This window comes from Pantoea sp. ARC270 (assembly GCF_003236725.1).
Lineage (GTDB): Bacteria > Pseudomonadota > Gammaproteobacteria > Enterobacterales > Enterobacteriaceae > Pantoea > Pantoea anthophila.
This window is the reverse complement of the sequence record NZ_PUGA01000016.1, coordinates 1-26,110: the sequence shown is the minus strand read 5'-3', so window position 1 is coordinate 26,110 and position 26,110 is coordinate 1. Positions and strand designations below refer to the sequence as shown.

28 protein-coding genes are annotated in these 26,110 nt (G+C 59.3%); 21 read left to right on the top strand and 7 right to left on the bottom strand.

What is annotated here, in order from left to right; all coding sequences use genetic code 11:
• The first annotated feature begins 10 nt into the window (after nucleotides 1-10).
• From CKF42_RS09530 to CKF42_RS21225, 16 genes are all read left to right on the top strand, one after another.
• Complete coding sequence (locus tag CKF42_RS09530) at nucleotides 11-268, top strand: phosphopantetheine-binding protein (protein ID WP_009090946.1); 258 nt, start codon at nucleotides 11-13, stop codon at nucleotides 266-268.
• 16 nt (nucleotides 269-284) lie between these two features.
• The gene (locus tag CKF42_RS09525) at nucleotides 285-539 is read left to right on the top strand and encodes an acyl carrier protein (RefSeq protein WP_009090944.1); all 255 of its coding nucleotides are present in this window, start codon (nucleotides 285-287) and stop codon (nucleotides 537-539) included.
• 7 nt (nucleotides 540-546) lie between these two features.
• Nucleotides 547-1,110: a hypothetical protein gene (locus CKF42_RS09520; protein ID WP_046101575.1), complete on the top strand. Its 564-nt coding sequence runs from the start codon at nucleotides 547-549 to the stop codon at nucleotides 1,108-1,110.
• Entirely contained in the window at nucleotides 1,107-2,426 is a 1,320-nt protein-coding gene (locus CKF42_RS09515) for an AMP-binding protein (protein WP_111208055.1), read from the top strand. Before CKF42_RS09520 ends, CKF42_RS09515 begins: the two co-directional genes overlap by 4 nt.
• Entirely contained in the window at nucleotides 2,413-2,760 is a 348-nt protein-coding gene (locus CKF42_RS09510) for a 3-hydroxyacyl-ACP dehydratase FabZ family protein (protein WP_111208054.1), read from the top strand. Before CKF42_RS09515 ends, CKF42_RS09510 begins: the two co-directional genes overlap by 14 nt.
• Complete coding sequence (locus CKF42_RS09505) at nucleotides 2,754-4,463, top strand: glycosyltransferase (RefSeq protein WP_111208053.1); 1,710 nt, start codon at nucleotides 2,754-2,756, stop codon at nucleotides 4,461-4,463. The genes CKF42_RS09510 and CKF42_RS09505 overlap by 7 nt, the downstream gene beginning before the upstream one ends.
• Nucleotides 4,456-4,869, top strand: coding sequence for a thioesterase family protein (locus CKF42_RS09500; protein WP_009090934.1), 414 nt, complete (start codon nucleotides 4,456-4,458; stop codon nucleotides 4,867-4,869). The genes CKF42_RS09505 and CKF42_RS09500 overlap by 8 nt, the downstream gene beginning before the upstream one ends.
• Nucleotides 4,863-5,471: an outer membrane lipoprotein carrier protein LolA gene (locus CKF42_RS09495; protein WP_058957989.1), complete on the top strand. Its 609-nt coding sequence runs from the start codon at nucleotides 4,863-4,865 to the stop codon at nucleotides 5,469-5,471. The genes CKF42_RS09500 and CKF42_RS09495 overlap by 7 nt, the downstream gene beginning before the upstream one ends.
• On the top strand, nucleotides 5,458-7,764 hold the full coding sequence (locus CKF42_RS09490; RefSeq protein WP_111208052.1) for an MMPL family transporter: 2,307 nt from the start codon (nucleotides 5,458-5,460) through the stop codon (nucleotides 7,762-7,764). Before CKF42_RS09495 ends, CKF42_RS09490 begins: the two co-directional genes overlap by 14 nt.
• Nucleotides 7,761-8,333, top strand: coding sequence for a DUF3261 domain-containing protein (locus CKF42_RS09485; RefSeq protein ID WP_111208051.1), 573 nt, complete (start codon nucleotides 7,761-7,763; stop codon nucleotides 8,331-8,333). Before CKF42_RS09490 ends, CKF42_RS09485 begins: the two co-directional genes overlap by 4 nt.
• Entirely contained in the window at nucleotides 8,330-9,490 is a 1,161-nt protein-coding gene (locus CKF42_RS09480) for a beta-ketoacyl-[acyl-carrier-protein] synthase family protein (RefSeq protein ID WP_111208050.1), read from the top strand. The genes CKF42_RS09485 and CKF42_RS09480 overlap by 4 nt, the downstream gene beginning before the upstream one ends.
• On the top strand, nucleotides 9,480-9,956 hold the full coding sequence (locus tag CKF42_RS09475; RefSeq protein ID WP_009090925.1) for a hotdog family protein: 477 nt from the start codon (nucleotides 9,480-9,482) through the stop codon (nucleotides 9,954-9,956). Before CKF42_RS09480 ends, CKF42_RS09475 begins: the two co-directional genes overlap by 11 nt.
• Nucleotides 9,953-10,684 (top strand): 3-ketoacyl-ACP reductase FabG2, encoded by a 732-nt coding sequence (locus tag CKF42_RS09470; protein WP_111208049.1) that lies wholly within the window; start codon nucleotides 9,953-9,955, stop codon nucleotides 10,682-10,684. The genes CKF42_RS09475 and CKF42_RS09470 overlap by 4 nt, the downstream gene beginning before the upstream one ends.
• Nucleotides 10,681-11,916 (top strand): beta-ketoacyl-ACP synthase, encoded by a 1,236-nt coding sequence (locus CKF42_RS09465; RefSeq protein WP_185185187.1) that lies wholly within the window; start codon nucleotides 10,681-10,683, stop codon nucleotides 11,914-11,916. The genes CKF42_RS09470 and CKF42_RS09465 overlap by 4 nt, the downstream gene beginning before the upstream one ends.
• Nucleotides 11,917-12,049: 133 nt before the next feature.
• Nucleotides 12,050-12,193, top strand: coding sequence for a hypothetical protein (locus CKF42_RS21230; protein ID WP_009090920.1), 144 nt, complete (start codon nucleotides 12,050-12,052; stop codon nucleotides 12,191-12,193).
• Between the two features lie 40 nt (nucleotides 12,194-12,233).
• The gene (locus CKF42_RS21225) at nucleotides 12,234-12,407 is read left to right on the top strand and encodes a hypothetical protein (RefSeq protein WP_009090919.1); all 174 of its coding nucleotides are present in this window, start codon (nucleotides 12,234-12,236) and stop codon (nucleotides 12,405-12,407) included.
• Here CKF42_RS21225 and CKF42_RS09460 read toward each other — a convergent pair.
• Nucleotides 12,395-13,558: a beta-glucosidase gene (locus CKF42_RS09460; protein WP_111208048.1), complete on the bottom strand. Its 1,164-nt coding sequence runs from the start codon at nucleotides 13,556-13,558 to the stop codon at nucleotides 12,395-12,397. The genes CKF42_RS21225 and CKF42_RS09460 overlap by 13 nt on opposite strands.
• A 155-nt stretch (nucleotides 13,559-13,713) precedes the next feature.
• Between CKF42_RS09460 and CKF42_RS09455 the strand changes: the two genes are divergently transcribed.
• On the top strand, nucleotides 13,714-15,174 hold the full coding sequence (locus tag CKF42_RS09455; RefSeq protein WP_009090917.1) for a phospholipase D family protein: 1,461 nt from the start codon (nucleotides 13,714-13,716) through the stop codon (nucleotides 15,172-15,174).
• 282 nt (nucleotides 15,175-15,456) lie between these two features.
• Here the strand turns inward: CKF42_RS09455 and mdoC are convergent, their stop codons facing one another.
• Complete coding sequence (mdoC, locus tag CKF42_RS09450; protein WP_111208047.1) at nucleotides 15,457-16,587, bottom strand: glucans biosynthesis protein MdoC; 1,131 nt, start codon at nucleotides 16,585-16,587, stop codon at nucleotides 15,457-15,459.
• A 268-nt stretch (nucleotides 16,588-16,855) separates the two neighbouring features.
• Here mdoC and CKF42_RS09445 point away from each other — a divergent pair, with 268 nt between their 5' ends.
• From CKF42_RS09445 to CKF42_RS09435, 3 genes are all read left to right on the top strand, one after another.
• Complete coding sequence (locus CKF42_RS09445) at nucleotides 16,856-18,391, top strand: glucan biosynthesis protein G (protein WP_181161904.1); 1,536 nt, start codon at nucleotides 16,856-16,858, stop codon at nucleotides 18,389-18,391.
• Entirely contained in the window at nucleotides 18,384-20,936 is a 2,553-nt protein-coding gene (gene mdoH / locus CKF42_RS09440) for a glucans biosynthesis glucosyltransferase MdoH (RefSeq protein ID WP_009090914.1), read from the top strand. The genes CKF42_RS09445 and mdoH overlap by 8 nt, the downstream gene beginning before the upstream one ends.
• Nucleotides 20,937-21,065: 129 nt before the next feature.
• Nucleotides 21,066-21,305 carry a YceK/YidQ family lipoprotein gene (locus CKF42_RS09435; protein ID WP_033736571.1) on the top strand — a complete coding sequence of 80 codons (240 nt, stop codon included), beginning with the start codon at nucleotides 21,066-21,068 and terminating at the stop codon, nucleotides 21,303-21,305.
• Here CKF42_RS09435 and CKF42_RS09430 read toward each other — a convergent pair.
• The 3 genes from CKF42_RS09430 to CKF42_RS09420 form a co-directional block, all read right to left on the bottom strand.
• Nucleotides 21,296-21,697: a MysB family protein gene (locus tag CKF42_RS09430; RefSeq protein WP_009090912.1), complete on the bottom strand. Its 402-nt coding sequence runs from the start codon at nucleotides 21,695-21,697 to the stop codon at nucleotides 21,296-21,298. The genes CKF42_RS09435 and CKF42_RS09430 overlap by 10 nt on opposite strands.
• Nucleotides 21,698-21,815: 118 nt before the next feature.
• Nucleotides 21,816-22,082, bottom strand: coding sequence for a hypothetical protein (locus CKF42_RS09425; RefSeq protein ID WP_009090911.1), 267 nt, complete (start codon nucleotides 22,080-22,082; stop codon nucleotides 21,816-21,818).
• A gap of 542 nt (nucleotides 22,083-22,624) precedes the next feature.
• Nucleotides 22,625-23,548 (bottom strand): Kdo(2)-lipid IV(A) acyltransferase, encoded by a 924-nt coding sequence (locus tag CKF42_RS09420; protein WP_111208046.1) that lies wholly within the window; start codon nucleotides 23,546-23,548, stop codon nucleotides 22,625-22,627.
• A 253-nt stretch (nucleotides 23,549-23,801) separates the two neighbouring features.
• Between CKF42_RS09420 and CKF42_RS09415 the strand changes: the two genes are divergently transcribed.
• Nucleotides 23,802-24,851: a rhodanese-related sulfurtransferase gene (locus tag CKF42_RS09415; RefSeq protein WP_009090909.1), complete on the top strand. Its 1,050-nt coding sequence runs from the start codon at nucleotides 23,802-23,804 to the stop codon at nucleotides 24,849-24,851.
• 47 nt (nucleotides 24,852-24,898) lie between these two features.
• On the opposite strand, the gene CKF42_RS09410 is transcribed toward CKF42_RS09415, so the two are convergent.
• Together CKF42_RS09410 and CKF42_RS09405 are read right to left on the bottom strand one after the other, a co-directional pair.
• Nucleotides 24,899-25,471 (bottom strand): YceI family protein, encoded by a 573-nt coding sequence (locus CKF42_RS09410; protein WP_111208089.1) that lies wholly within the window; start codon nucleotides 25,469-25,471, stop codon nucleotides 24,899-24,901.
• A gap of 4 nt (nucleotides 25,472-25,475) precedes the next feature.
• Nucleotides 25,476-26,051: a cytochrome b gene (locus CKF42_RS09405; RefSeq protein WP_033736338.1), complete on the bottom strand. Its 576-nt coding sequence runs from the start codon at nucleotides 26,049-26,051 to the stop codon at nucleotides 25,476-25,478.
• Nucleotides 26,052-26,110: the final 59 nt, after the last annotated feature.

The following is a 26,110-nucleotide window of genomic DNA, read 5'->3' as shown; positions in this document are numbered from 1 at the left end:
GAAAACCGGTATGGATGTATTAATCAACGATATCAAACAGATGATTATCGACACGCTGAACCTTGAAGATCTCAGCCCCGAGGATATTGAGACCGAAGATGCGCTGTTTGGCGACGGCCTCGGCCTGGACTCAATTGACGCGCTGGAGCTGGGCCTGGCGGTGAAAAATCGCTACGGCGTGACGCTCTCTGCGGAGAGTGAAACCCTGCGTGCCCACTTCTTCTCTGTTGCGACGCTGGCAGCGTTCGTCAACCAACAGCGCAGCTGAACGCGGAGACCATTTTATGATGAACAAAGAAGAGATTTATCAGGAAGTGTCGGCCCTGCTGACCAGCCTGTTTGAAATTGCGCCGGAGGATATCCATCCTGAGGCCCGCCTGTATGAAGATCTCGAACTCGACAGCATCGATGCCGTCGATATGGTGGTTCACCTGCAAAAACGCACCGGTCGTAAAATCAAACCGGAAACCTTCCGCGCGGTGCGAACCGTGCAGGACGTGGTCGATGCGGTCGAACAACTGATGCGCGAAGACGCCTGATCCCGCCGTGCCTGCTGCCACTCTTCGCCTGCTCAATCTGCTGACGCTGCTGGCCTGGCCGTTGCTGGTCTGGCTGGCGCTCACCCAGCCGCGCTGGCAGGGACTTTTCTGGCTGCTGGCGCTGCTGTTTGGGCTGCGCTGGCTGCAGCTGCGTCGTCAGCATACGGCCATGGGGGCGGTGATGGGCTGGCTGGCCCTGCTCGGCGCGCTGCTCTGTATCAGCAGTCAGCTGCTGCGCTCGCAGCATCTGCTGCTGTGGTATCCGGTGGCGGTCAATCTGGCGATGCTGCTGCTGTTTGGCGCCTCGCTCTGGAGCGCGATGCCGCTGGTGGAACGTATCGCCCGACTGCGTGAGCCCGTGCTTCCGCCTGCTGCGGTGCGCTACACCCGCCGCGTCACCCAAATCTGGTGCCTGTTCTTTATCGGCAATGGCAGCATGGCGCTCTTCACCTGCCTGCTGGGGAATCTGCGACTCTGGACATTGTGGAACGGCGCGATCAGCTATCTGCTTATCGCCGCGCTGATGGGCGCGGAGTGGTGCGTCCGTCAGCGCGTGAGGCGCAAAGCATGAGGGTGGCCGACTGGCTGACGGGCGCCGATCGGGAAGTCGCCTGGCGGGGCGATCAGACGCTGATGCTCAGCACCATGCGCCGTCAGGTGCTGGCGCTCAGCCAGCGCTTAGCGGCAGAGGCGGGCACACACTGGGCGCTCTGTTTTGACGACAGCTACCGCTTCTGCGTGGCGCTGCTGGCGAGCTGGTATGCCGGTAAAACGCCGGTGATGCCGGGTCATGCTCGCGCCGCACTGCTCGATGAGATGCAGGATCGGCTGGATGGCGTGCTGTGCGACATGCCGCTGGCGGTCAGCCTGCCACGGCTGGCGTGGGATGAGGCCGAAGCGCAGGGCGCGCTGCCGCCGCTGCCGGACGGGGCTGAGCTGGTGCTGTTCACATCGGGTTCAACCGGCACGCCACGTCAGGTGGTAAAGTCCCTGGCGGTGATGGAGCAGGAGAGCCGCTGGCTCTGCGCCCTGTGGGGTGAACAGCTACGGGCGTGCCGGGTGATTGCGTCGGTCAGCCATCAGCACCTGTACGGTTTATCGTTCCGGATCTTCCTGCCGATGACGCTGGCGCGCCCGTTCGCCGCCCAGCCGCTGTTTTATGGCGAACAGCTGGCTCAGCTTCCGCGTCACTGGCGCTATGCCTTTATCAGCAGTCCCGCTTTTTTATCGCGACTGGACAGGTCGCTGCAGACGCCCGCCTGTGAACTGATTGTCTCCGCCGGTGGCGCGCTGCGCGCATCGGATGCTGAGCAGGTCTGGCAGCGCTTTGGCTGTCGGGTCAGTGAGATCTATGGCAGCACCGAAACCGGCACCCTGGCCTGGCGTCATTGGGCGCGGCCCGGGGAGGCGTGGCGCTGTTTCCCCGACGTCCGGCTGGAGGAGGTGAGGCCCGATCGCTGGCAGGTCTGGTCGCCGCTGATTGCCGCAGCGGACGGCATCCCGCTGGACGATCGTCTGCACAAACAGCCGGACGGCGGTTTTCAGCTGGCAGGCCGCCATGACCGCATTGTCAAAATCGCGGACAAGCGCATCTCTCTCAGTGAGATTGAGCGCCGTCTGCGGGATCTGCCGGAGATAGAGGATGCCGTGGCACTGGTGGTGACCCGTCATGAACGGCAGGCGATAGGCGTCGTGCTTTCGCCCACCCGACCGCTGGATGAGGCGGCGCTGCATCAGCGCCGTCAGCAGTGGAAACAGCAGCTGCAACGCTGGCTGGAGCCGCTGGCCATGCCACGCTACTGGCGGGTTGTGGCCACCATTCCGGTCACCGCCCAGAGCAAACGCGCCTGGCCGCAAATAGAGGAACTTTTTCATGTTGCCGATTGAACGCAGCCGAACGTTACAGGCGAACAGCGTCACGCTGACCTTAGAGGTAGAGCCGGGACTGTTCTGGTTTCAGGGTCACTTCCCGACCCTGCCCATTCTGCCTGGCGTGGCACAGCTGGATTGGGTGATGCACTATGGTCTGCTGCTGCTTGCTCCCGGCAGGCAGTTTGCGGCCATCGATAACATCAAATTTCAGCAGCCGGTGCCCCCCGGCGCGCTGCTGCAGCTGCACCTTGAGTGGCACGCCGAAAAATCGCGCCTGAGTTTTCGCTACAGCCTGCTGAGTGAAGCGGGCGAGCAGAGTGCCAGCAGCGGGAAGATCGCGCTGTGTTAACGACTGCGTTCTCACCCTGCGTCGTGATCCCCTGCTACAACCACGGCGCGATGATGGCGTCGGTGCTGGCGCGGCTGGCTCCCTTTAACCTGCCGATCATTGTGGTGGATGATGGCAGCGATGCGGCGACCCAGCTGCAGCTGGCGACGCTGCACGCCCCGCAGCTCAGCCTGCTAAGGCTCGACACCAATCAGGGCAAAGGGGCGGCGGTGATCCACGGCCTGCGGGCCGCGGCGGCGCGCGGTTTCACCCACGCGGTTCAGCTCGACGCGGACGGTCAGCATCAGGCGGAAGATCTGCCGTTAATGCTGGCGGAAGCGGCGCGTTATCCCGATGCGCTGATCTCCGGTCAGCCGCTCTACGATGACTCCATCCCCAAATCGCGCCTGTATGGCCGCTACATTACCCATTTTTGGGTCTGGATTGAGACGCTGTCGCTGTCGATCCGCGACAGCATGTGCGGCTTCCGCGTCTATCCGCTGGCCGCCACGCTGGCACTGTGCGACCGCCGGCCTGTCGGACAGCGCATGGATTTCGACACTGAAATCATGGTGCGGCTCTACTGGCAGGGCACCCGCAGTCGATTTATTCCGACCCGCGTCACCTATCCGGTCAGCGGGCTGTCGCACTTCGATGCCCTCTATGACAACCTGCGCATCTCCTGGATGCACACCCGGCTCTTTTTCGGCATGCTGCCGCGCATCCCCCGCCTGCTGGCGATGCGCAGACCGCAGACGCACTGGTCTGTGGAAACGGAACGGCGCGGACAGTGGGGATTGCGCTTTATGCTGGCCGTCTATCGCTACGGTGGACGCCTGCCTTTTACCCTGCTGCTCTGGCCGGTGGTGGCGGTTTACTGGCTGAGTGGCCAGCGTGCGCGCAGCGCCTCCCGGCAGTGGCTGGCGCAGGTCAGCCACGCCGCGCAGCAGCGGCAGATTGCGCTGCCGGCCCGGCTTAACAGCTATCGCCATTTCCTGCGGTTTGGCGGCGCGATGCTGGATAAAGTGGCCAGTTGGCGTGGCGATCTGCGCTGGGGGCGTGATATCGATTTTGCACCGGGTGCGGAAGCGGTGATCCGCACGCCCGTACCGCAGGGGAAGCTGATTCTGGCCTCCCACCTGGGGGATATCGAAGCCTGCCGCGCCATGGCGCAGCAGGTCAGCGGTCTGGTGATTAACGCGCTGGTCTTTACCGACAACGCCCGCCGTTTCCGCGCGGTGCTGGAGACCATTGCCCCGCAGGCCGGGGTGAATCTGATGCCGGTCAGCGACATCGGGCCGGAGACGGCGATCCTGCTGCAACAGAAACTGGATGCGGGCGAATGGGTCGCGATCGTCGGGGATCGCACAGCGGTCAATCCGCAGCGTGGCGGCGAGCGACGGGTGATCTGGAGCGACTTTCTCGGCCGTCCCGCCCCTTTTCCGCAGGGGCCCTTTGTGCTGGCGGCCGCGCTGCGCTGTCCGGTGCTGCTGATGTTTGCCCTGCAGCAACAGGGTAAACTGCGCATTCACTGTGAGCGCTTTGCCGATCCGCTGCTGTTGCCGCGTGCGCAACGTCAGCAGGCGCTGCAGGCGGCGGTGGATCGCTATGCGGCGCGGCTGGCCCATTACGCGCTGCTGGCACCGCTCGACTGGTTTAACTTTTTCGATTTCTGGACGCTGCCTGATCCGCAGGCGCACCACAAGGAGTCTGACCATGACTGAACATCAGGCTGACGTCGTCCTGACCGTCTCGTTTCACGACTGCGATCCCATGGGAGTGGTCTGGCACGGCAACTACTTCCGCTTCTTTGAAGTCGCGCGCGAAGCCCTGCTGCGCAGCATCAACTACAGCTATGCCGAAATGGCGGCCAGCGGCTACGTCTGGCCGGTGGTCGACACCCGGGTCAAATACCGTCATCCGCTGCGCTGTGAAGAGACGATTCGCGTCAGCGCCCGGATTACAGAGTTTGAGAATCGCCTGCGCATCGACTATGAGGTGCGAAACGCCGCCGGTCAGATCACCACTAAGGCACACACCCTGCAGGTGGCGGTGGAGCAGGAGAGTCAGGCCATGTGCTTTGTTTCACCCGATATCTTACTGGAACGTTTAGGAGTGAAAGGATGCTGAAAATCATGCTAACCGGCCTGCTGCTGTGGGCCAGTGCCGCCAGCGCGGTCACGCTGGATCAGCTGCAGCAGCGTTTTGCCAGCCAGCCGGTGATCCGGGCAGACTTTACCCAGACGCGCACCATTGCCGGGATGCGCCAGCCGCTGGTGTCGCACGGGCAGATGCTGATCGCGCGTCAGCAGGGACTGTGGTGGCATCAGCAGACCCCCTTTGTGATGACGCTGCTGCTGGATGATAAGCGCATGGTGCAGAGCCTGAGCGGGCAGAAGCCGCAGGTGATCACTGCCGACAGTAACCCGCAGATGTTCCAGTTCAACCATCTGCTGCGGGCCCTGTTCCAGGCCGATCAGAAGGTGCTGAATCAGAATTTCACGGTGGCCTTCAGCGATCGCGGCAACGGTGCCTGGGCGCTGGAGCTGACCCCGAAAGCGGCGCCGCTTAACAGAATCTTTAACCGTATCTCGCTGGCGGGTAATGCGTTTCTGGACAGCATCCGGCTGGACGATAAGCAGGGTGATAAAACGCTGATTCAGCTCAGCAATACCCGTACTGAACCGCCGCAGCTGAGCGACGAGGAGCAGGCGCGTTTTGCCGGGCCGTAACGATCGACGGCTTGCCATCCTCTGGCTCGCCATCTGCCTGCTGCTGGCGGCGGCGCTCTCTTTTCTGCTGCCGCGCAGCCAGCTCAACAGCAGCGTGCTGGCACTGCTGCCGCAGCAGAATCTGGGGGCTGCGCCGCCCGCGCTGCAGCAGGCCTTTATGCAGCGGCTGGATCGCCAGCTGGTGTGGCTGGTTTCACCCGGTGAAGAGGACGATCCCGGCATCGCGGCCTGGTGGCAGGCGCAGCTGCGCGCGCTGCCTGACCTCAGGCAGGTGCAGGGCGATCTCGATGCCGGTCAGCAGGAGGCGTGGGGCCGGTTTGCCTGGCAACACCGTAATGGCCTGATCGACGAGGCGACGCGCAGCCGCTTGCAGAACGGCGGCGGGGCGCAGGCGGAGTGGCTGCTGGCGCAGCTCTTCTCGGCATTTTCGGGTGTCAGCAGCAAGGAGCTGCAGGGCGATCCGCTGATGCTGGTGCGGGGGGCGCAGCTGGCGCTGGCGCAGAATGCCGGACGTCTGACGCTGCACAACGGCTGGCTGACGGTGCGCGATGCGCAGGGGCGGCAGTGGTATTTCCTGCACGCTGAACTGGCGAATAACGCTTTCAGTATGCAGCAAAGTCATGCGCTGGTGACACGGCTCAGCGCGCTGGACCAGCAGCTGAAAGCCCGCTGGCCGCAGGCGAAACTGCTGACGCGCGGCACGGTACTGTTCAGCGACAACGCCAGCCAGCGGGCGCAGCATGATGTCAGAACGTTGGGCAGCGTGACGCTGGGGGGCGTTATCCTGCTGGTGCTGCTGGTTTTCCGCTCACTGCGACCACTGCTGCTCACGGTGACCTCCGTAGCGGTGGGAGCCATGACCGGCACGGTAGTGACGCTGCTCTGCTTCGGGGAACTGCATCTGATGACGCTGGTGATGAGCCTGAGCATTGTCGGCATCTCCGCCGACTACACCCTCTATTATCTCACCGAGCGGATGGTTCACGGCGATCAGCAGACGCCGTGGGAGAGTCTGCGTAAAGTGCGCGGCACGCTGCTGCTGGCGCTGGGCACCACGGCGATCGCCTGGCTGCTGATGCTGCTGGCTCCGTTCCCCGGACTGCGTCAGCTGGCGGTGTTTGCCGCCAGCGGCTTAACGGCCTCGTGCCTGACGGTGATTCTGATCTATCCATGGCTGGTGCGCGGTCTGCCGGTGCGTCCGGTGCCGCTGATGGTGCCGCTGGCTCGCTGGCTCGCCGCCTGGCGACGGCAGCGCGGGCTGCGCGTCGGCTTACCGCTGGCGCTGGCGATGTTCGCCGCCACCGGTATCGCCCGGCTGAATGTGGATGATGATATCGCCCATCTGCAGAGTGCGCCGGCCTCGCTGCTGGCACAGGATCGCCAGCTGGCTGCCCTGACGGGGCAGCGAGCCGATCAGACCTGGTTTGTGGTCTGGGGCGATGACGCGCAGCAGACCCTGCTGCGGCTGGAAAAACTGGCACCGGATCTTCGCAGGGCAGAGCAGCAGGGCTGGCTGCAGGGCTATCGTCTGCTGCCGCTGCGATCGCTGGCGCAGCAGCAGCAGGATCGCCAGCTGTTGCAACAGGCCGTGCCCACCGTGACGAGCCGCCTGCAGCAGGCGGGGATTGCCCTGGCTGCGCCCGATCTCTCCCCGATGCCGGTGACGCCCGCGGCGTGGCTGGCCAGTCCGTTGAGTGAGGGGTGGCGACTGCTGTGGCTGACGCTGCCGGATGGCCGCAGCGGCGTGCTGATCCCCACCAGCGGCGTCAGAAACAGCGCCGCCCTCGCAGCGCTCGCGGCGCAGCATAGCGGCGTCAGCTGGATTGACCGCAAGGCGGGTTACGACAGGCTGTTCAGTTTCTGGCGCACCCTGCTGACCGGCCTGCTGGCGCTGGCGCTGCTGTTCATCACGCTGACGTTTGTGCTGCGTCTGGGCCTGCGCGCGGGCTTACGCAGCGCGCTGCCGTCGGCGCTGTCGCTGGCGGTGGCGCTGGCCACGCTGGGCTGGATCGGCGCGTCACTGAATCTCTTTGCGCTGCTGGCGCTGATTCTGGTGCTGGGCATCGGCATTAACTACACGCTCTTTTTCAGCAATCCGCAGGGGACGCCCCTGACGTCGTTGCTGGCGGTGTCGCTGGCGATGATCACGACGTTACTGACGCTGGGCATGCTGGTCTTCAGCAGCACCAGCGCGATTGCCAGTTTTGGCACTGTTTTATGCAGCGGCATTTTCAGCGCTTTCCTGCTGTCGCCGCTGGCGATGCGACCCACCCGATCAAGGAGTAAACGATGATCCGCGCCGCCTCTCTTCTGCTGACGGCGCTGCTGCTCAGCGCCTGCGCCGGACCGGCACCTGACAGCAGCCGTCCCACCGCCTGGCTGAAACCGGGGGTAAAGGTTACGCTGCCGCCGCCGGGTATCCATCCCGCTTTTCAGCAGCAGCAATTACTGACCGGACAGGTCAAAGGTCAGAGTCAGTCGCTGCTGGTGCTGCTCAGCGCCGATGAGCAGCAGATCGATCTGGCCGGACTCTCCTCGGTCGGCATTCGCCTGTTCAGCCTGCGCTATGATGCCCGTGGCATTCACACCCAGCAGCTGATGCCGCTGCCGCAGATGCCGCCAGCCAGCCAGGTGCTGGCTGACATCATGCTCAGCTACTGGCCGCGGGACGTGTGGCTGAAACAGCTGCCGTCCGGCTGGCGGCTGGAGGATCAGGGGTTAAAGCGCCGGCTGTTCGATGCCGATAACCAGCTGGTGACCGAAATTGATTACCTGCAACGCGGCTCTCTGCGCCAGCCGATCAGCATCCGCCAGCATGCGTTTGGCTATCAAATCCGCATTCAACATCTGGACGCCTCATGATTTACCTCTCCGCCTTCGGCATGCTGAATGCGCTGGGCAATACCAACGGGGAAATTGCCACCCATCTGCAACAGGGCATCGCGCCCGGCATGCAGCGCTGTGACGGCTGGCTGAGCGGCGAGCGCAGCTGCTGGCTTGGCCGCGTTGTGGGCGAGCTGCCGCCGGTTCCGGCTGCCTTACGCGCGCACAACACCCGCAATAATCAGCTGCTGCTGGCGGCGCTGGCGCAGATCCGCCCGGCACTCGACGCCGCCGTGGCGCGCTATGGGGCTGACCGGGTCGCGATCGTGCTCGGCACCAGTACCTCGGGTGTGGATGAGGGCGATCGCCAGATTGGTGCGCCTCAGCCTGACTATCATTATCAGATGCAGGAGCTGGGCGATCCTTCCCGATTTCTGGCGCACTACCTGCAACTGAATGGCCCGGCCTATACCATTTCGACCGCCTGCTCCTCCAGCGCCCGCGCCGTGATCAGCGGTGAGCGACTCATCGCAGCCGGTCTGGTGGATGTGGCGCTGGTGGGCGGGGCGGACTCGCTGAGCCGGATGCCGATTAACGGATTCGACAGCCTTGCCTCGCTCTCTGAACGTCGCTGCGCGCCTTTCAGCCGCGATCGTGACGGCATCTCTATCGGTGAAGGGGCGGCGCTGATGCTGCTGACGCGTGAACCGCAGCCGCTGGCGCTGCTGGGCGCAGGCGAATCGTCTGACGCCTGGCACATGTCCGCGCCGCATCCGCAGGGCGAAGGCGCTGAACGGGCGATGCGTATGGCGCTGCAGCAGGCGGCGCTGTCGCCGCAGCAGGTCGGCTATATCAATCTGCATGGCACGGCGACGCCGCTCAACGATCAGATGGAAGCCGGTGTCATCGTGCGTCTGTTTGGTAACCGTGTGCCGTGCAGCTCGACCAAGCACCTGACCGGCCATACGCTCGGCGCGGCAGGTATCTGCGAAGCGGCGCTCAGCGCCCTGATCCTGCAGGAGAATCTGCCCCTGCCTGCCCAGGATTTCCGGGCGGCGGCACAGGATGAGACGCTGCCGGATTGTGGCCTGCTGTTACAGCCGCAGGCGCTGGAGCGGCCGATCATCGCCTCAAATTCATTCGCCTTTGGCGGCAATAACACCTGTCTGATACTGGGACGCCCCGATGACATTTAATTCTCCCGCCGCGCACTGGCTGCCTCACGCCGCACCCATGCTGCTGCTCGATCAGCTGATTAGCGTTGACGATGATCAGGTTCACTGTCAGGTCTCGACCTGCACCGGTGGCGTCCTGACGCCCTTTCTGACGCCGCAGGGCGAACTGCCGGCCTGGTTTGGCGTTGAGATGATGGCGCAGACCGTGGGCGTCTGGTCAGGCTGGCATGCAAAGCAGGGCGGTGCCACCCTGATCCCCCCCGGTATGCTGCTCGGCGGACGCGGCTGGCGGGCGCATCAGCCCCATTTTCCCGCCCGCGCCACGCTGGATATCAGAATGACGCTGCTGATGCGCGACGACCGCATGGGCAGTTTTGAGGGCGACATTCGCCACGGCTCGCAGCTGCTGGCCAGCGGTCGTCTGAATACTTATCAACCCAATGAAGCAGAGTTACAGCAATTAATGTCACAAGGAAATCAACCATGACAGATTCGGTATTGGTGACGGGTGCCAGTAAAGGCATCGGCCGCGCAATTGCGCTGCGTCTCGCCCAGGATGGCTTTCAGGTTATCGTCCATTTCAACCGCGATCGGGCTGGCGCTGAGCAGTGCCTTGAGGCGATCGTCGCCGCAGGCGGCAGCGGTCGCGTTCTGGGATTTGATGTGGCCGATCGCGCCGCCACCCGCGCCGCGCTGGAGGCTGACATTGAGCAGCATGGTGCCTACTACGGTGTGGTCAGCAACGCGGGCATCACCCGTGATGCCGCTTTCCCGGCGCTGACAGATGAGGAGTGGGACAGCGTGATCCACACTAACCTCGACAGTTTTTACAACGTGATCCAGCCCTGCGTGATGCCGATGATCGCGCTGCGACGCGGGGGGCGTATCATCACGCTCTCCTCAGTATCGGGAATGATGGGCAACCGCGGTCAGGTCAACTACAGCGCGGCGAAAGCGGGCATTATCGGTGCCACCAAAGCGCTGGCGATTGAACTGGCTAAGCGCAAAATCACCGTTAACTGCATTGCACCGGGTCTGATCGACACCGGGATGGAGGGGCTGGCCCCGCAGGTCATCGATGAGGCGATGAAGATCGTGCCGATGAAGCGCATGGGGGCGGCGGAAGAGGTCGCCGGGCTGGCGAGCTATCTGATGTCCGATATCGCGGGTTACGTGACGCGTCAGGTCATTTCGATCAATGGAGGCATGCTGTGATCCATCGTGTCGTCGTGACGGGCATGGGCGGCGTCACCGCCTTCGGGGAGTCCTGGGCTGAAGTCTCGGCGCGGATCCGGGCGGGTCGTAATGCCGTGCGCTTTATGCCGGAGTGGCAGGTCTATGACGGGCTGCATACGCTGCTGGGTGCACCGATTGATGACTTTACGCTGCCGGCGCACTACACCCGCAAGCGCATCCGCGCGATGGGTCGCGTGTCGCTGCTGGCCACGCGCGCTACCGAGCTGGCGCTGACCCAGGCGGGCCTGATTGACCATCCGGTGCTGACCAGCGGCGAAACCGGTATCGCCTACGGCTCGTCGACCGGCAGCACCGGGCCGGTCAGCGAGTTCGCCACCATGCTGACGGAAAAGCACACCAACAATATTACCGGCACCACCTACGTCCAGATGATGCCACACACCACCGCTGTCAATGCCGGACTCTTTTTCGGCCTGCGCGGCCGGGTGATCCCGACGTCCAGCGCCTGCACCTCCGGCAGCCAGGCGATTGGCTACGCTTGGGAGGCGATTCGTCACGGCTATCAGACGGTGATGGTCGCTGGCGGGGCAGAGGAGCTCTGCCCGTCAGAAGCAGCGGTGTTCGACACCCTGTTTGCCACCAGTCAGCGCAACGATGCACCCCACACCACGCCGGCACCTTTTGACCAGCAGCGTGATGGCCTGGTGATTGGTGAAGGCGCCGGAACGCTCATTCTGGAGTCGCTGGAACATGCGCAGGCGCGTGGCGCAACCATTTACGCGGAACTTACCGGCTTTCATACCAACTGCGACGCGGCGCACATCACCCAGCCACAGCGGGAAACCATGCAGATCTGTATCGAGCGGGCGTTGCAAAGCGCCGGGATTACCGCCGCTGAGATTGGGTATGTGAATGCGCACGGTACCGCCACTGAGCGGGGCGACATGGCTGAAAGTCTCGCCACGGCGGCGGTCTATGGCGACACGACACCCGTCTCATCGCTGAAATCCTATTTCGGCCATACGCTGGGAGCCTGTGGCGCGCTGGAAGCCTGGATGAGCATTGAGATGATGCGGGAAGGGTGGTTTGCGCCGACGCTGAACCTGACGCAGCCTGCCGCTGACGCCGGGCAGCTCGATTACATCATGGGCGCGCCCCGTGAGATTGAGACCGACTACATTCAGAGCAACAACTTTGCCTTTGGGGGCATCAACACTTCACTGATCTTCAGACGCTGGCGCGGCGCCTGATGACCGGCCCGTGCCGCCCTGGCACGGGCCGGTTTATTTCCCGGACGAAAGAAACAGACGTCACTCCGCCTTTCATCTACACTGTCACGCACCGCATCACTCCCGGCGGCCCATGCTTTTTCACAGGATAGTTATGTCGTTACCTTTGCCGCCCGATGATCACGATGAGCCGATTCGCCACTCCATGGACGATGCGCACTTTGCGATAGTGGTGCTTGCGGTGACCTCGGTAACGCTTATAATCTTCGTCCTGATGATTACGCTCTGGATGAGCTGACAGAGACCGCTGCGTCAGCGCAGGGAATAAGGAGAGGGCAATGGAATCCAGAGATGACAAATTGATCGCCATTATCGGTCTGCTGGCGGCCTGCCTGATCGGCGTTACCTTCCTGTTTACCATGGTCTGGCTGACCGATGTCCGGCATCCTGCCGATCCTTCACTCGACGTTCAGTCCTGCCACCCCAAAAAGCCACCCGCTCAGCATGTCTGATCGCGTGCCGTGAACCTGATCTGCTGGCTGCGCAGTATCAGCGCCAGGGCTTCATGCAGATTACGGTTGCCATTGGGGTCTGCTAATCCCAGCAACGGGCCAGGCGAACGGCGGTCATCCGCCCACGCGGGATACTCCACCACGGGATAGAGCGAAATGCCCTCTACGGCAATCCCCTGATCCAGCGCCACCGCCACGTTCTCACTGACCTCCTGCAGCCAGGGGGCACGGGCCTCGCCCTCCGCGCCGGTTTCGGCAATCAGCATCGGGCGCTGGAAGCGCTGCCAGCACTGCGCCAGCAGAATGTGCAGCGGCACCCGCTCCGGCTCCTCCAGCGACATCGGCTGATCGGGGAAAAACCAGTGGTTATCGGGATAGTAGTTGAGGCCGAGAATATCCAGGCAATCTTCGCTGCCGCCCAGCTCTTTATCCACGCGACCGGCCAGCATATCCCAGGCTTCGAACTGCGCCTGATGCTGGGCATCGGCGTAGGGTTTGCTGTCCGGATTAGTGGGATGATGGGCGATCTGCACCAGCGGGTCGGTCAGCACAAACCGCGCCCCCGGATAGACCTCCCGGATGGCATGGATCGCCGCCAGAGACGCTCGCACCAGCTGGCGCTTCAGCTCTTTGCCGCGCCCTGCGGCATGCGGATTGAACCAAGCCACCTCCGCCCCGGCCCATGACCAGAATGAGATTTGGTTAACCGGCGTAAAGAAGGGATTTTCAATGCCTTCATCGCGCATCAGCTGCGCCATTGCGCGGGCGAAACGGCTAAAATGGTCAACAAATTCCGCTTTCCAGATATTAAGATGATCCGGATAGCCAAAGTGAGCCAGCTCCCAGATGATCTCTACCTGCTGACGCCGCGCCGCCTCAACCATCGGCAGAAAGCTCTGCCAGTCATAGTTACCCGGCACCTTCTCAATCAGGTGCCAGCGTGCGCCGTCGCGGGCGGTCAGCAGATGCTGCTCAGCCAGGGCCGCATAATCCTTTTCCAGCAGCATGTCATGCCCGCTGCTGATGACCATATCGAGCCGTTTTCCGGGCGTGCGGCAGGCCGTGGAGCAGGGGAAGCTGCCCTGGAAAAAACTGCGAAACAGACGGGGATGGTGGCGCTGGCTGGCATCAAAAAGGGGGTGATGAGACATATTCCTCTCCTGCCGGAGCATTGCCGGTCACAGATCGTCCGGTTAAGTCTAGACTAAAAAACGCCCGCGACTTTTTGCTAAGTCGGAACAGAGGTATAGCCTCAGCGGTGGGACCGGGGAATAATAAAAATAACTGCCATATACAGGGAATTGTCATGACCGAAGCGTTTGAACTCGCCCACTCACCGGAGCCTGCCAGCTGGCTGGAAACAAAGCTGGCCCCTCAGTGTCAGCGCCATCCGGGGCTGAGCGGCATCCATCCCCTCAGCGACGGGCTGGATGCGTTCGCTGCACGCTATCTGCTGATGCAAAAGGCGGCGCGGTCACTCGATATTCAGTACTACATCTGGCAAAACGATCTCTCTGGCCGCCTGCTGTTCAGCGCCATGCTGGAGGCGGCGCGCCGCGGCGTCAAGGTACGACTGCTGCTGGATGATAACAATACGCCTGGCCTGGATGACACCCTTGCTCAGCTCAACCGCCACCCCAATATTGAGGTGCGGCTCTTCAATCCTTTCTCTTTTCGCACCCTGCGCGCACTGGGCTATCTCACTGACTTCGCCCGTCTGAACCGGCGGATGCACAACAAAAGCTTTACCGTGGATGGTGTTACCACCATTGTGGGCGGGCGCAACATTGGCGATGAATATTTTGGCACCGGTAATGAGCCGCTGTTTGCCGATCTCGACGTCATGGCGATTGGGCCGGTGGTCAGCGAGGTGGCCGGGGATTTTGAACGCTACTGGCACAGTAAGCCGGTCGCGCCGCTGCAGCAGGTGCTGGATGATGATGAACCGGACGAGGATAGCGTGAGCCTGCCCGCCGAATGGCGTCACAGTGAGCCGGTGCAGCGCTATCTTCAGCGGCTGGAAAACGCGTCGCTGCTGCAGGAGATGGCGCAGGGCACGCTGGATCTGACCTGGGCAAAAGCGCGTCTGCTGAGTGATGATCCGCGCAAGGGGCTGGGTAAAGCGCGCGCGAAAAGCCTGCTGCCGCAGCGTATGCTGGAGGTGATTGGCACGCCACAAGAGCAGTTCGATATTATCTCAGCTTACTTTGTGCCGACCCGCGCGGGCGTCGCTCAGCTGCTGGCGCTGAAACGCAAAGGGGTGAAGATCGCCATTCTGACCAATTCGCTGGCGGCCAATGACGTGTCGATTGTTCATGCCGGTTACGCCCGGTGGCGCAAAAAGCTGCTGCGTCACGGCATTGCGCTTTATGAGCTGAAACCGCAGGCGGCCATGCAGGATGCGCCGCACGATCGGGGGTTAACCGGTAACTCGGGCTCCAGCCTGCACGCAAAAACGTTCTCGGTGGATCAAAAGACGTTGTTTATCGGCTCCTTTAACTTCGATCCGCGCTCAGCGGTGCTGAATACTGAAATGGGGCTGGTGATTGAGAGTGCGGCACTGGCCGGAGAAACGCACCAGCGCTTCAGTCAGTCGATGCGTGATCGGGCCTGGACACTGCGGCTGGATAAGTGGGGGCGGGTGAACTGGCTGGAGTATCCGGATGAGCCGCAGCAGATTGTGCATAAGCACGAACCGGACTGCTCCTGGTGGCAACGATTGCAGGTGCGGCTGGTGTGGCGACTGCCGATTGAGTGGCTGCTGTAAGCCTGCGCCTGCGTGCGCACCTGTACAGGCACATGCGCAGGCTCATCCCGGAGGCGTTGCTTCATGGCGACCATTACTTCAGGGCGGGACTCTTACAGGCGACTGCCCGACGTAAAGCGATGGGAGGCTGTACCTGTAGCAAAGCATAGCGGGCCAGGGATGGCCCGCGCTGAGCCTGTCAGGGATGGCGGTTTTGCGTCTTTGCGTAAGGTACAGCCTCCCTGAGCCTGCTCACCAGGCGCCCGACGATGAAAGCCGGTGCGCCCTGTCTCCCATGCTTCGTCAGACCTCTTTACGCTCAAACTTCCCCGAAAACAGGAACCGCAACAGTGGAATGCGCAGGTGGATCTCATACAGCAGAAACGCGATGCCAAACACCATCAGTAAGCCGACAAAGAACCCCAGCGTGTTGTTTTCAATCCGTGGCGTGACATAAATGCCATACAGCAGCGTCAGCGGATGGTGTACCAGATAGATAAACAGCGACGCATTAACCAGATACATAATGCGCGGCGAATGCGCATTAAGCAGCTTATGACCAAAGCAGAAGCAGACATTCAGCATGCAGAGCCCCATCAGCGTGGTAATCAGCGCATCCAGCTCATACAGCCAGCCATCGCCACTGCTCAGACGCTGATTGGTGCAGTAGGCGATAAACAGCAGCAGCGCGCCAATCCACATCACCGGATTAAACCGCACAAACAGCGCTTTCAGCGGCGGGTGTTTCCACGCCAGTGCGCCCAGCATAAAGAAGGGCAGGTAGAAGAGCGTCTGCATCACGATGATATTGAACAGACCATCCATCAGCCAGGCGGGCTGGAAGATAAATACCAGACGGCGGAACACACACCAGAGCAGGGCCCAGGCCAGTACACCCACCGTCAGCGTACCCCAGCCGACCCGCGTGTAGTCGATGGCGCGGTGCTGGTCGCGCAGCCAGCGAAACGTCACCATACCCAGCGTGGTCAGCATCACCAGCACCACCAGAAACCACAGGTGTGAAATCAGCTCCCACATCAGGTTATTGAACTTCTGATAGGGGGTGAAGCGGGGCCAGTCGGCCAGCTTATCTGTCCAGGCTTTCAGCATGAAAAATTGTGGCAGTGTAATCAGCGGCACCGCAGTGAGCATGGGAATCCCGACGCGTTCCAGACGCACCTTCAGGAAACGCCGTGGCTGATAGCGCAGGTAGAGCATGTAGGAGAAGTAACCCGAGATAACAAAGAACACCTGCATGCGAAATGCATGAATAAAATCATTCAGCAGCGTCAGCCATAACGAGGCTTCCTGGCTGTTCACTGCCCATTTCTGCGCGGAGTAGATGAGGGAAACGTGAAACGGTACCCCCAGCAACATCAGGTAAGCGCGGATAGAGTCGAGGAAATATTCACGTTCAGGTTTTACAGTACTCATAAAGTTCCAGTTCGTTAGTACGGTTAGCCAGTTTCACCCTGAAACCGGATTATGTCCGGGTAAAATTCTACCTGCCATAAACCGGGTATACTATCAGTGGAATCCGTAGTGTCTAATTGTCCTAAAAGTAGCGTTAAGCCTGACGAAATGCGGGAACAATGTTGCGCATAAGCTGTCGGAAAACCGAATAATCCTTTAAGATAAACGGGTTTGATTTAAGCACACGAAAGGGGGGGATGTGCTGACTAAAGAAAAAAATAAAGCCGGACTGATGAAGGTACGCTGGATTGGTACTGCGGTTCTGCTGGCGTTATATGCCAATAACAGTTGGGCGTTTAACATTGATGATGTTGCCACACAAGCCAAAGCGTTGGCAGGGAAAAGCTTCGAAGCGCCTAAAAGCAATTTACCCTCTCAATTTCGTGAAATGAAATTTGCTGACTATCAGCAGATCCAGTTTAACCACGATAAAGCGTACTGGGGCAAACTGCGCACGCCGTTCAAGCTGGAGTTCTATCACCAGGGGATGTATTTCGATACCCCGGTGCAGATCAACGAAGTGACCGCCAGCGCGGTGCGTGAGATCAAATACAGCCCCGATTATTTCAATTTCGGTAACGTAAAACATGACGCTGACGCCGTTAAAAACCTCGGTTTTGCCGGTTTCAAAGTGCTTTACCCGCTTAATAACAAGGGTAAAAACGATGAGATCGCCAGCTTCCTGGGCGCCAGCTATTTCCGTGTAATCGGTGCCGGTCAGGTCTATGGCCTGTCGGCGCGTGGACTCGCCATCGACACGGCATTGCCGTCCGGTGAAGAGTTCCCGCGTTTCAAAGAGTTCTGGATTGAGCGTCCGAAACCTCAGGACAAACAGCTGGTGATCTATGCGCTGCTCGATTCGCCTCGTGCGACGGGTGCGTATCGCTTCGTGCTGCGTCCGGGTGAAGCCTCTACCGTGGATGTGCAGTCCAAAGTTTACCTGCGTGATAACGTCGGCAAACTGGGTATTGCTCCGCTGACCAGTATGTTCCTGTTTGGCCAGAACCAGCCATCGACAGTGAATAACTTCCGTCCGGCGCTGCATGACTCTGACGGCCTCTCTATCCACAATGGCAACGGAGAGTGGATCTGGCGTCCGCTGAACAACCCGCGCCATCTGGCGGTGAGCACCTACACCATCGAGAATCCGAAAGGCTTTGGTCTGCTGCAGCGCGGGCGTGACTTCAGCAACTATCAGGATCTGGATGACCGCTATGACCTGCGCCCAAGCGGCTGGGTGGAGCCATTAGGCGACTGGGGTAAAGGCCGGGTTGAACTGGTTGAGATCCCGACGGCCGATGAAACCAACGATAACATCGTTGCGTTCTGGACGCCGGAGACGCTGCCAGAGCCTGGCAAAGAGATGAACTTCAAATATCGCCTGCACTTCTCGCGCGACGAGAAGCAGCTGCACTCGGATGACATTGCCTGGGTCAAAAACACCCTGCGCTCAGCGGGTGACGTGAAGCAGTCGAACCTGGTGCGTCAGCCGGATGGCACCGTGGCTTTCACCATCGACTTCGTGGGTAAAGACATGAGCAAGATGGCGGAAAACAGTCAGGTGACCCCGCAGGTCAGCGTCGGTAAAAACGCTGAAGTGGTTGAGCAGAGCGTACGTTATAACCCGGTCACTAAAGGCTGGCGTCTGGTGTTGCGTCTGCGTGTGAAAGATGCCAAGCAGTCCACCGAAATGCGTGCGGCGCTGGTTAGCGGCGACAAGACATTGACGGAAACCTGGAGCTATCAGTTACCTGCCAATGAATAAATCGACTTTTACACCTCAACGTTATGTGGAATCTCTGCCGCTGGATGCGGCAGGGAAGTCTCGCCTGAGCGTCTCATTGCAGAATGCCAGTGCGTTCCACTTCATTCATGATGTGCTGGGCAGGGATGTCGCAGCCAGTGACCGTCCCGACGATGCGCCGTTAAAATCGGTCTCATCGCGGGTGGAAATGGCCTGGCCCGATGCACTGGCGGGCGGTCAGCAGCTAGGTAAAGATTACCTCGACCGCACCACGCTGAAGGCGATGCCCAAAGTCAAACGTTCACTGATGTTCCCGGAAGCGTGGCGCACCAACCCGGTTGCCCGCGCCTGGGACTCGCTGCGTGGACGTAAATCTGTGCCGCGCTACGCCAGTGCGGAAGAGCAGCGGGCCGAAGAGAAGTGGCGTCATGTCGGTTCGATTCGTCGCTACATTCTGCTGATCCTGACGATTTTCCAGACCGTGGTCGCCACCTGGTACATGAAGAGCATTCTGCCCTATCAGGGCTGGACGCTGCTGGACCCGATGGAGATGATCAACCAGAACTGGCAGCAGTCAGTGATGCAGATCCTGCCGTATGTGTTGCAGACCGGCATCCTGTTCCTGTTTGCCATTCTGTTCTGCTGGGTGTCAGCCGGTTTCTGGACCGCCCTGATGGGCTTCCTGCAGCTGCTGATCGGGCGCGATAAATACAGCATCTCCTACTCCACGGTCGGGGATGAGCCGCTGAATCCGGCGCATCGCACCGCGCTGATTATGCCGATCTGTAATGAAGACGTTGAGCGTGTTTACGCCGGTCTGCGTGCGACCTGGGAGTCTGTGGTTCGCACCGGTAACGCAGAGCACTTTGACGTCTACATCCTCAGTGACAGCTACGATGCGGATATCGCCGTTGCTGAACAGAAAGCCTGGATGGAACTGGTCCGTGACGTCGGCGGGGCAGGCAAGATCTTCTATCGCCGTCGCCGTCGTCGTGTGAAGCGTAAAAGCGGCAACATCGATGACTTCTGTCGTCGCTGGGGCAGCAACTACAGCTACATGGTGGTGCTGGATGCCGATAGCGTCATGAGTGGCGAGTGCCTGACCGGCCTGGTGCGTATGATGGAGGCTAACCCGAATGCCGGGATCATCCAGTCGTCGCCGAAAGCCTCAGGAATGGATACGCTCTATGCGCGCTGTCAGCAGTTTGCGACCCGCGTCTATGGTCCGCTGTTTACCGCCGGTCTGCACTTCTGGCAGCTGGGCGAGTCGCACTACTGGGGTCATAACGCCATTATCCGCGTGAAACCCTTTATCGAGCACTGTGCACTGGCGCCATTACCGGGCGAAGGGTCGTTTGCGGGCTCGATCATGTCGCATGACTTCGTCGAGGCGGCACTGATGCGTCGTGCCGGCTGGGGCGTCTGGATCGCCTATGACCTGCCTGGCTCTTATGAAGAACTGCCGCCGAACCTGCTGGATGAGCTGAAGCGTGACCGCCGCTGGTGCCACGGTAACCTGATGAACTTCCGTCTGTTCCTGGTAAAAGGGATGCACCCGGTTCACCGCGCGGTGTTCCTGACCGGCGTGATGTCCTACCTGTCAGCTCCGCTGTGGTTCCTGTTCCTGGCGCTTTCCACGGCCCTGCAGGTCGTGCATACGCTTATGGAGCCGACCTACTTCCTGCAGCCGCGACAGCTCTTCCCGGTCTGGCCGCAGTGGCGTCCGGAGCTGGCGATAGCGCTGTTCTCGACCACGATGGTGCTTCTGTTCCTGCCGAAGCTGCTGAGCGTGGTGCTGATCTGGTTTAAAGGGGCGAAGCCTTACGGTGGCGCACTGCGCGTGCTGTTGTCACTGGTGCTGGAAACGCTGTTCTCGGTGCTGCTGGCCCCGGTGCGCATGCTGTTCCACACCGTGTTTGTGGTCAGCGCCTTCCTTGGCTGGGAAGTCGTCTGGAACTCCCCGCAGCGTGATGACGATGCGACGCCATGGGGCGAGGCGTTCAAACGTCACGGTTCACAGATGGCACTGGGTCTGGTGTGGGCAATTGGTATGGGACTGCTGGATCTCAACTTCCTGTGGTGGCTGGCACCGATCGTCTTCTCCCTGATCCTGTCACCGTTTGTGTCGGTGATGTCGAGCCGTGCAACGCTGGGCCTGAAGAGCAAGCGCGCGAAGCTGTTCCTGATCCCGGAAGAGTCTTCACCGCCGCAGGAGCTGGTGGACACCGACCGCTATCTGCAGCTCAACCGCGAGCGTGTACTGGAGAACGGCTTTATGCACGCGCTGTTCCATCCGGCGTTTAACGCGCTGGCGACAGCCCTGGCGACTTCACGTCACCGGCAGAGTCAGTTACTCGACTATGCCCGCGACCGTCGTGTCGATCAGGCGCTGAGCGATGCACCGGAAAAACTCAGCCGCGACCAGCGTCTGCAGCTGATCAGCGATCCGGTGGTGCTGGCCCGCGTCCATACCCGACTGTGGGAAAATGCGGAGAAGTATCACCAGTGGGTAGAGAGTTATCAGAAACTGACGCTCAACCCTAACGCGCTGGCAAAAAACGCGTAATCTGAAAAAGCGGCAGCGATGCCGCTTTTTTTATGGGATTAAAACAGGGCGGGGATGATAATTTACTCGCAGGCCGTCACCGCATGCCGCGCGTGACACTCTCTGGGGCAGGTAAAGGCGGGTTTTGTGGTGAAACGAGTTTTAAAGGCAGGTGTTATCGCTCTGGCGGTGCTCTGCTTAAGCGGATGCGGCAGTATTATCAGCCGAACCGTGCCCGGACAGGGACACGGTAATCAGTACTATCCGGGCGTACAGTGGGATGTACGCGACAGCGGATGGCGGGTGCTGACCATCCTTGATCTGCCCCTGTCGCTGGTGCTGGACACCCTGCTGTTGCCAGTGGATGCCAGCCATGGTCCTTACGAATAACCGCGATCGGAGTCGCTGTTATCATCTTCCCACTCCTGAGCCGCGGCTTCACCCTCTTCGGTGTCGAGCGGCGGCTCCAGCTGGAACTCGCCATCGTCCCACTCGTGCAGGGTGTTTTCCGCTAACCACTCCTGACGCAGTTCCACTTCGTCAAAATCAGCGTCAAAAATAGCCTGAGCAGCTTCACCGGTGCGGTAAGGAAGGCATTCGCCTGCATCACCTTCGTCGACCAGGAACTCAGCCTGCCACATGATATCGCCATCCTGCATCACATACTTTTGCAGGCCGAACTGGCTGACCGACGCCTCTTCTTCATCCACTTCAGGGTTGTTTGCGAGAAACTCCTCACGTGCAGCATCAATCGCTTCCTCTAAGGTACTGTACATGCTCATCGATCTTCTCCTTACCGGGTTCACTTGATTTCAGTGAAGAATAGACGAAATTTGCCGGAGGGAAAGGGCGGGGGCGTGTAACTGGCGGGAAATAAACCATTTCCCGCCAGCAGCGGGATTAACGCATTTTTTGCGGGAAGTGCAGAACCGGCTGTACCGACTCATGAATAACCGGTGCCGCGTAGCGAATACAGCATTTGATGCAGGGTTTAACTTTCTTAAAATTGATTCTGGCGATGGATAAGGCCTGGCTGAGATTATACAGGGTGCCGATAAAAATCATCTGCTCCTTGCCGGGCATCCGCCTGCATCCCTGACGATGAAGAAAATGGTAGTTCTCCTGATCGGTCGTAATGGTGACGTAATAGTAGAGACCTTTACTCATATTAGGGATCCCCTGAGGTTCGCTGTGTGTGATCGTTTTTTTATAATTAAGCTGGAGTCGTTAAAAGCCTGAATGTCACTGCTGAAATTACCGTTAAGTCGGAAGAGGTTCAAATGCAATAACGGCATATCGGGCTGTTAAATTTTTGTAAAAATGAATATGTCGGCAGCTTGAATGACAATGCCTTGTTAATTAAGTTAATTTTAGTGGATTGATAAGCGACCAGAAAGCATTAAGCCTGGCTAAATAGGAATAGGCCTGGTGATAAAAATAATTAGCGCCAGCGGAAATTAAGGCAGGATAATTAAAATCTGATGAATGTCTGCCAGAATATGCAGCAGGCGGCTCTTTGTGGTTGTAATAAATAAGCCGGGCTGATTGAATGCGGTGGAAATCAGCGTCTCCTGCGAGCGTATCTGATAATAGCTGGATCGTTAAACCGGGAAGCCGCAATATCGGGCAGCCGCGCGATTGATTTATCGGGACAGAGCATTGCAGCAGAAGAGGCGCTAAACGGTCGTGAGACCGTTTAGCGTGGCAGATTAATAGCGGGAGGGTTCGCCTTGCGGACGGGTTTTAAAGCGGCGATGCAGCCACATATATTGCTCAGGTGCCAGCAGCACACCCTCTTCAACCACTTTGTTCATCCTGGCCGCGGTAACTTCATCGTTTTCCAGCGTAAATTCGCTGCGGATGTCGGGCAGGATCATCAGTTCATAGCCCCGGCCACCAGGCAGACGACGCGGCACAAACGGAATGACAGCGGGGTTACCGGCGCGGATCAGCAGATGGGTCCCCACCGTCGTTGCCGCCTTTTCCACGCCAAAGAAGGGCACAAAGACGCTGCTGCGCGGGCCATAGTCGTGATCGGGGGCATACCAGATAATGTCCCCCTGCTTCAGGGCGCGGATCATTCCTTTGAGATCCTTACGGTCGATCATGCTTTTGTTTGACCGCATGCGACCTTTGACCTGCAGCCAGTCAATCAGCTTGTTGTCATTGGGGCGATAGACGCCAATGCCAGGATTGTGGATGCCAAACATGCGCGCGCCGATCTCCAGCGTCAGAAAGTGCATGCCGATGAGCAGCACACCGCGCTGGTTGTCGCGCGCGGTCTGAATATGCTCCAGCCCGGAGGGCTTGTGCCACTTGTTAATACGCCAGTCGGGCCAGAACCACGCCATGCCGGTTTCAATCAGGCCCATGCCGACGGATTCGAAATTGTGTTTCACCATCGCCTCGCGCTCATTGACCGGCATCTCCGGAAAACTTAATTCCAGATTACGCCGGGCGATGCTGACGCGACGATTCATAAAGCGCATGGCGATACGGCCAATATTGCAGCCGAGCACATAGAGCAGGGGATAAGGAAGGAGCACCAAAAGATAAAGAAAAGCGATACCCAGCCAGGTCAGCCAATAGCGCGGGTGAAGCAGTTCTCGTGAAAACTGAGGCAACTGAGTCATGTGAAGGTTAATTTTCCTGCGTCATGCACCCTGCGGTGCTGATATCTCATTGATTTACACTATTGTGCCAGTTTTTAACGTTCGCTTAAATATCGCTGATGGAACTGGGCCTCAATGAGCGGGGAGAAAGCCGCCGCGAGTGCCGGAAAAAACAGCAACTGATGATGGGTCCTGACGCAACGCTTTGCATACACCTGAAATCAGGTATCATGTGCCCGCTAATTTTCTCCTATTGATAACAGGAAAGAACACCATGCCAGTGTTACATAACCTCGTTTCCAATAAAGAGCTGAAGGCGCGCATGCTGGCTGAAACTGAGCCGCGCACCACTGTCTCTTTTTATAAGTATTTTCAGATTGCCGATCCTAAAGCCTTCCGCGATGCGCTCTATGTTGGCCTGACCGCCCTCAAGGTGTTTGGTCGCGTCTATGTTGCCCATGAAGGCATCAACGCGCAGATCAGCGTGCCCGCCAGCCAGTATGAAAAGATGAAGGCCTGGCTGTATGCGTTCGATCCGGCGCTGAACAACCTGCGTATGAACGTCGCACTGGATGATGATGGAAAGTCGTTCTGGGTACTGCGCCTGAAAGTGCGCGATCGCATCGTGGCGGACGGTATTGAGGACAGCAGCTTCGACGCAAGCAATGTCGGTCACTACCTGAAAGCGGCAGAAGTGAACGCCATGCTGGACGATCCGGACGCGCTGTTTGTCGATATGCGAAACCACTACGAATATGAAGTGGGCCGTTTTGACAACGCGCTGGAAGTGCCGGCAGACACCTTCCGTGACCAGCTGCCGATGGCCGTGGATATGCTCAGGGAACAGAAAGATAAAAAGATCGTCATGTACTGCACCGGCGGCATCCGCTGCGAAAAGGCCAGTGCCTGGATGCGGCATAACGGTTTTGAAGATGTCTATCATATCGAAGGTGGCATCATCGAGTACGCCCGCCGCGCCCGTGAACAGGGCTTGCCGGTCAGATTCAAAGGCAAAAACTTTGTCTTTGATGAGCGGATGGGGGAGCGGATTTCTGACGATGTGCTGGCAAACTGCCATCAGTGCGGTGAGCCCTGCGATACCCACGTCAACTGCGTGAATGACGGCTGTCATCTGCTGTTTATTCAGTGCAAGAGCTGCGCAGAGAAGTTTGAGAACTGCTGCAGTCCGATCTGTCAGGAAGAGGCGAAGCTCTCTCCGGAAGAGCAGCGCGCCCGTCGTGCCGGACGAGAGAATGGCAATAAAATCTTTAACAAGTCGCGTGGCCTGTTAAACATGACCATTCCCGCGCCGAAGAAGTCATAGAGCGGTAAACGTGGCCGCCTGAACGCTGATTCAGGCGGCCTGCGGCTTTACTGGCGCACACCTTCCACCGAGATCATCAGCTGAACCTTCTGCGAGGCTGGCCCCAGATCTTTCGTTATATTGAAATCTTTCAGCGCAATTTCACCTTCCGCTTCAAAGCCTGCACGATAACCGCCCCACGGATCTTTGCCTTCACCCAGCTTCTTCGCCTCCAGCGTCACCGGCTTCGTGACGCCGTTCAGCGTCAGATCGCCGGTAATCTCTAATTCATCGCCCTCTTTCTTCACTGACGTGGATTTAAAAGTCGCCTGCGGATTTTTACTGCTGTTCAGGAAATCCGCGCTGCGCAGATGTTTGTCACGTTCAGCATGGTTGGTATCCACGCTGCTGGTATTAATCGTCACTTCGACTTTATCGGCGGCAGGGTTCTTCTCATCAAAGGTGAAGCGGCCATCGAAATCCTTAAAGGTACCGTAGAGCCAGCTGTAACCCAGATGCTGGATGCGAAAGTGAATAAAGGCGTGCTGCCCCTCTTTATCAATTTTGTAGTCAGCGGCACTGGCACTCAGGGAACCGAGCAGCAGGCTGGCCGCGGTCATCGTCAGCAGACTTTTCTTCAACATATTATCTGTCCTTTTCAGAGGGTAAGGGGAGGCGTAAACCTGACATTCGTTTTAAGGTGTTATCGCGATCGATAACATGGTGTTTTATCGCAGCCAGACCGTGCAGGATCGACAGGATCACCACACTCCAGGCCAGCCAGAGGTGAATATCGCCTGCGAGGTCGGCCTGCTCGCCTGCACCGCTGAACAGAGCAGGCAGCGTAAACCAGCTGAACACGGCGATGGGTTTACCGTCGGCGGTGGAGATGAGATAGCCGCTGATCAGAATGGCCAGCAGCAGGGTATAAAGTAACAGGTGTGCCACGACAGAACTGATGCGCACCAGAGGGGAATGGCTGCTCAGCGGCCTGGGCGGCGGCGAAATAACGCGCCACACCAGGCGGATAATCAGCGTCAGTAACAGCAGCACGCCAATACTTTTATGAATTTCCGGGGCGTCGTGATACCAGCTGTCGTAATAGCCCAGACCGACCATCCATAATCCCAGCGCAAACATGCCATAAATGGCCAGCGCCATCGACCAGTGCAGCAGCACAGCAACCCGGCCAAACTGATGCGGTGTATTACGTAATAACATAATCTGAGCGTCACGTAGAAATAATATGAAATAAGCATCCACATTATGAAATATAAAAG

Bases quoted from the DNA above. Each gene is read 5' to 3' on its own strand.
- CKF42_RS09430 (WP_009090912.1), bottom strand. From the start codon at position 21,697: ATGAGCATGTACAGTACCTTAGAGGAAGCGATTGATGCTGCACGTGAG.
- CKF42_RS21230 (WP_009090920.1), top strand. From the start codon at position 12,050: ATGTCGTTACCTTTGCCGCCCGATGATCACGATGAGCCGATTCGCCAC.
- CKF42_RS09425 (WP_009090911.1), bottom strand. From the start codon at position 22,082: ATGAGTAAAGGTCTCTACTATTACGTCACCATTACGACCGATCAGGAG.
- CKF42_RS09495 (WP_058957989.1), top strand. From the start codon at position 4,863: ATGCTGAAAATCATGCTAACCGGCCTGCTGCTGTGGGCCAGTGCCGCC.
- CKF42_RS09515 (WP_111208055.1), top strand. From the start codon at position 1,107: ATGAGGGTGGCCGACTGGCTGACGGGCGCCGATCGGGAAGTCGCCTGG.
- mdoC (WP_111208047.1), bottom strand. From the start codon at position 16,587: ATGAGTACTGTAAAACCTGAACGTGAATATTTCCTCGACTCTATCCGC.
- CKF42_RS09455 (WP_009090917.1), top strand. From the start codon at position 13,714: ATGACCGAAGCGTTTGAACTCGCCCACTCACCGGAGCCTGCCAGCTGG.
- CKF42_RS09475 (WP_009090925.1), top strand. From the start codon at position 9,480: ATGACATTTAATTCTCCCGCCGCGCACTGGCTGCCTCACGCCGCACCC.
- CKF42_RS09470 (WP_111208049.1), top strand. From the start codon at position 9,953: ATGACAGATTCGGTATTGGTGACGGGTGCCAGTAAAGGCATCGGCCGC.
- CKF42_RS09510 (WP_111208054.1), top strand. From the start codon at position 2,413: ATGTTGCCGATTGAACGCAGCCGAACGTTACAGGCGAACAGCGTCACG.
- CKF42_RS09405 (WP_033736338.1), bottom strand. From the start codon at position 26,051: ATGTTATTACGTAATACACCGCATCAGTTTGGCCGGGTTGCTGTGCTG.
- CKF42_RS09525 (WP_009090944.1), top strand. From the start codon at position 285: ATGATGAACAAAGAAGAGATTTATCAGGAAGTGTCGGCCCTGCTGACC.
- CKF42_RS21225 (WP_009090919.1), top strand. From the start codon at position 12,234: ATGGAATCCAGAGATGACAAATTGATCGCCATTATCGGTCTGCTGGCG.
- mdoH (WP_009090914.1), top strand. From the start codon at position 18,384: ATGAATAAATCGACTTTTACACCTCAACGTTATGTGGAATCTCTGCCG.
- CKF42_RS09500 (WP_009090934.1), top strand. From the start codon at position 4,456: ATGACTGAACATCAGGCTGACGTCGTCCTGACCGTCTCGTTTCACGAC.
- CKF42_RS09530 (WP_009090946.1), top strand. From the start codon at position 11: ATGGATGTATTAATCAACGATATCAAACAGATGATTATCGACACGCTG.
- CKF42_RS09485 (WP_111208051.1), top strand. From the start codon at position 7,761: ATGATCCGCGCCGCCTCTCTTCTGCTGACGGCGCTGCTGCTCAGCGCC.
- CKF42_RS09415 (WP_009090909.1), top strand. From the start codon at position 23,802: ATGCCAGTGTTACATAACCTCGTTTCCAATAAAGAGCTGAAGGCGCGC.
- CKF42_RS09460 (WP_111208048.1), bottom strand. From the start codon at position 13,558: ATGTCTCATCACCCCCTTTTTGATGCCAGCCAGCGCCACCATCCCCGT.
- CKF42_RS09420 (WP_111208046.1), bottom strand. From the start codon at position 23,548: ATGACTCAGTTGCCTCAGTTTTCACGAGAACTGCTTCACCCGCGCTAT.
- CKF42_RS09480 (WP_111208050.1), top strand. From the start codon at position 8,330: ATGATTTACCTCTCCGCCTTCGGCATGCTGAATGCGCTGGGCAATACC.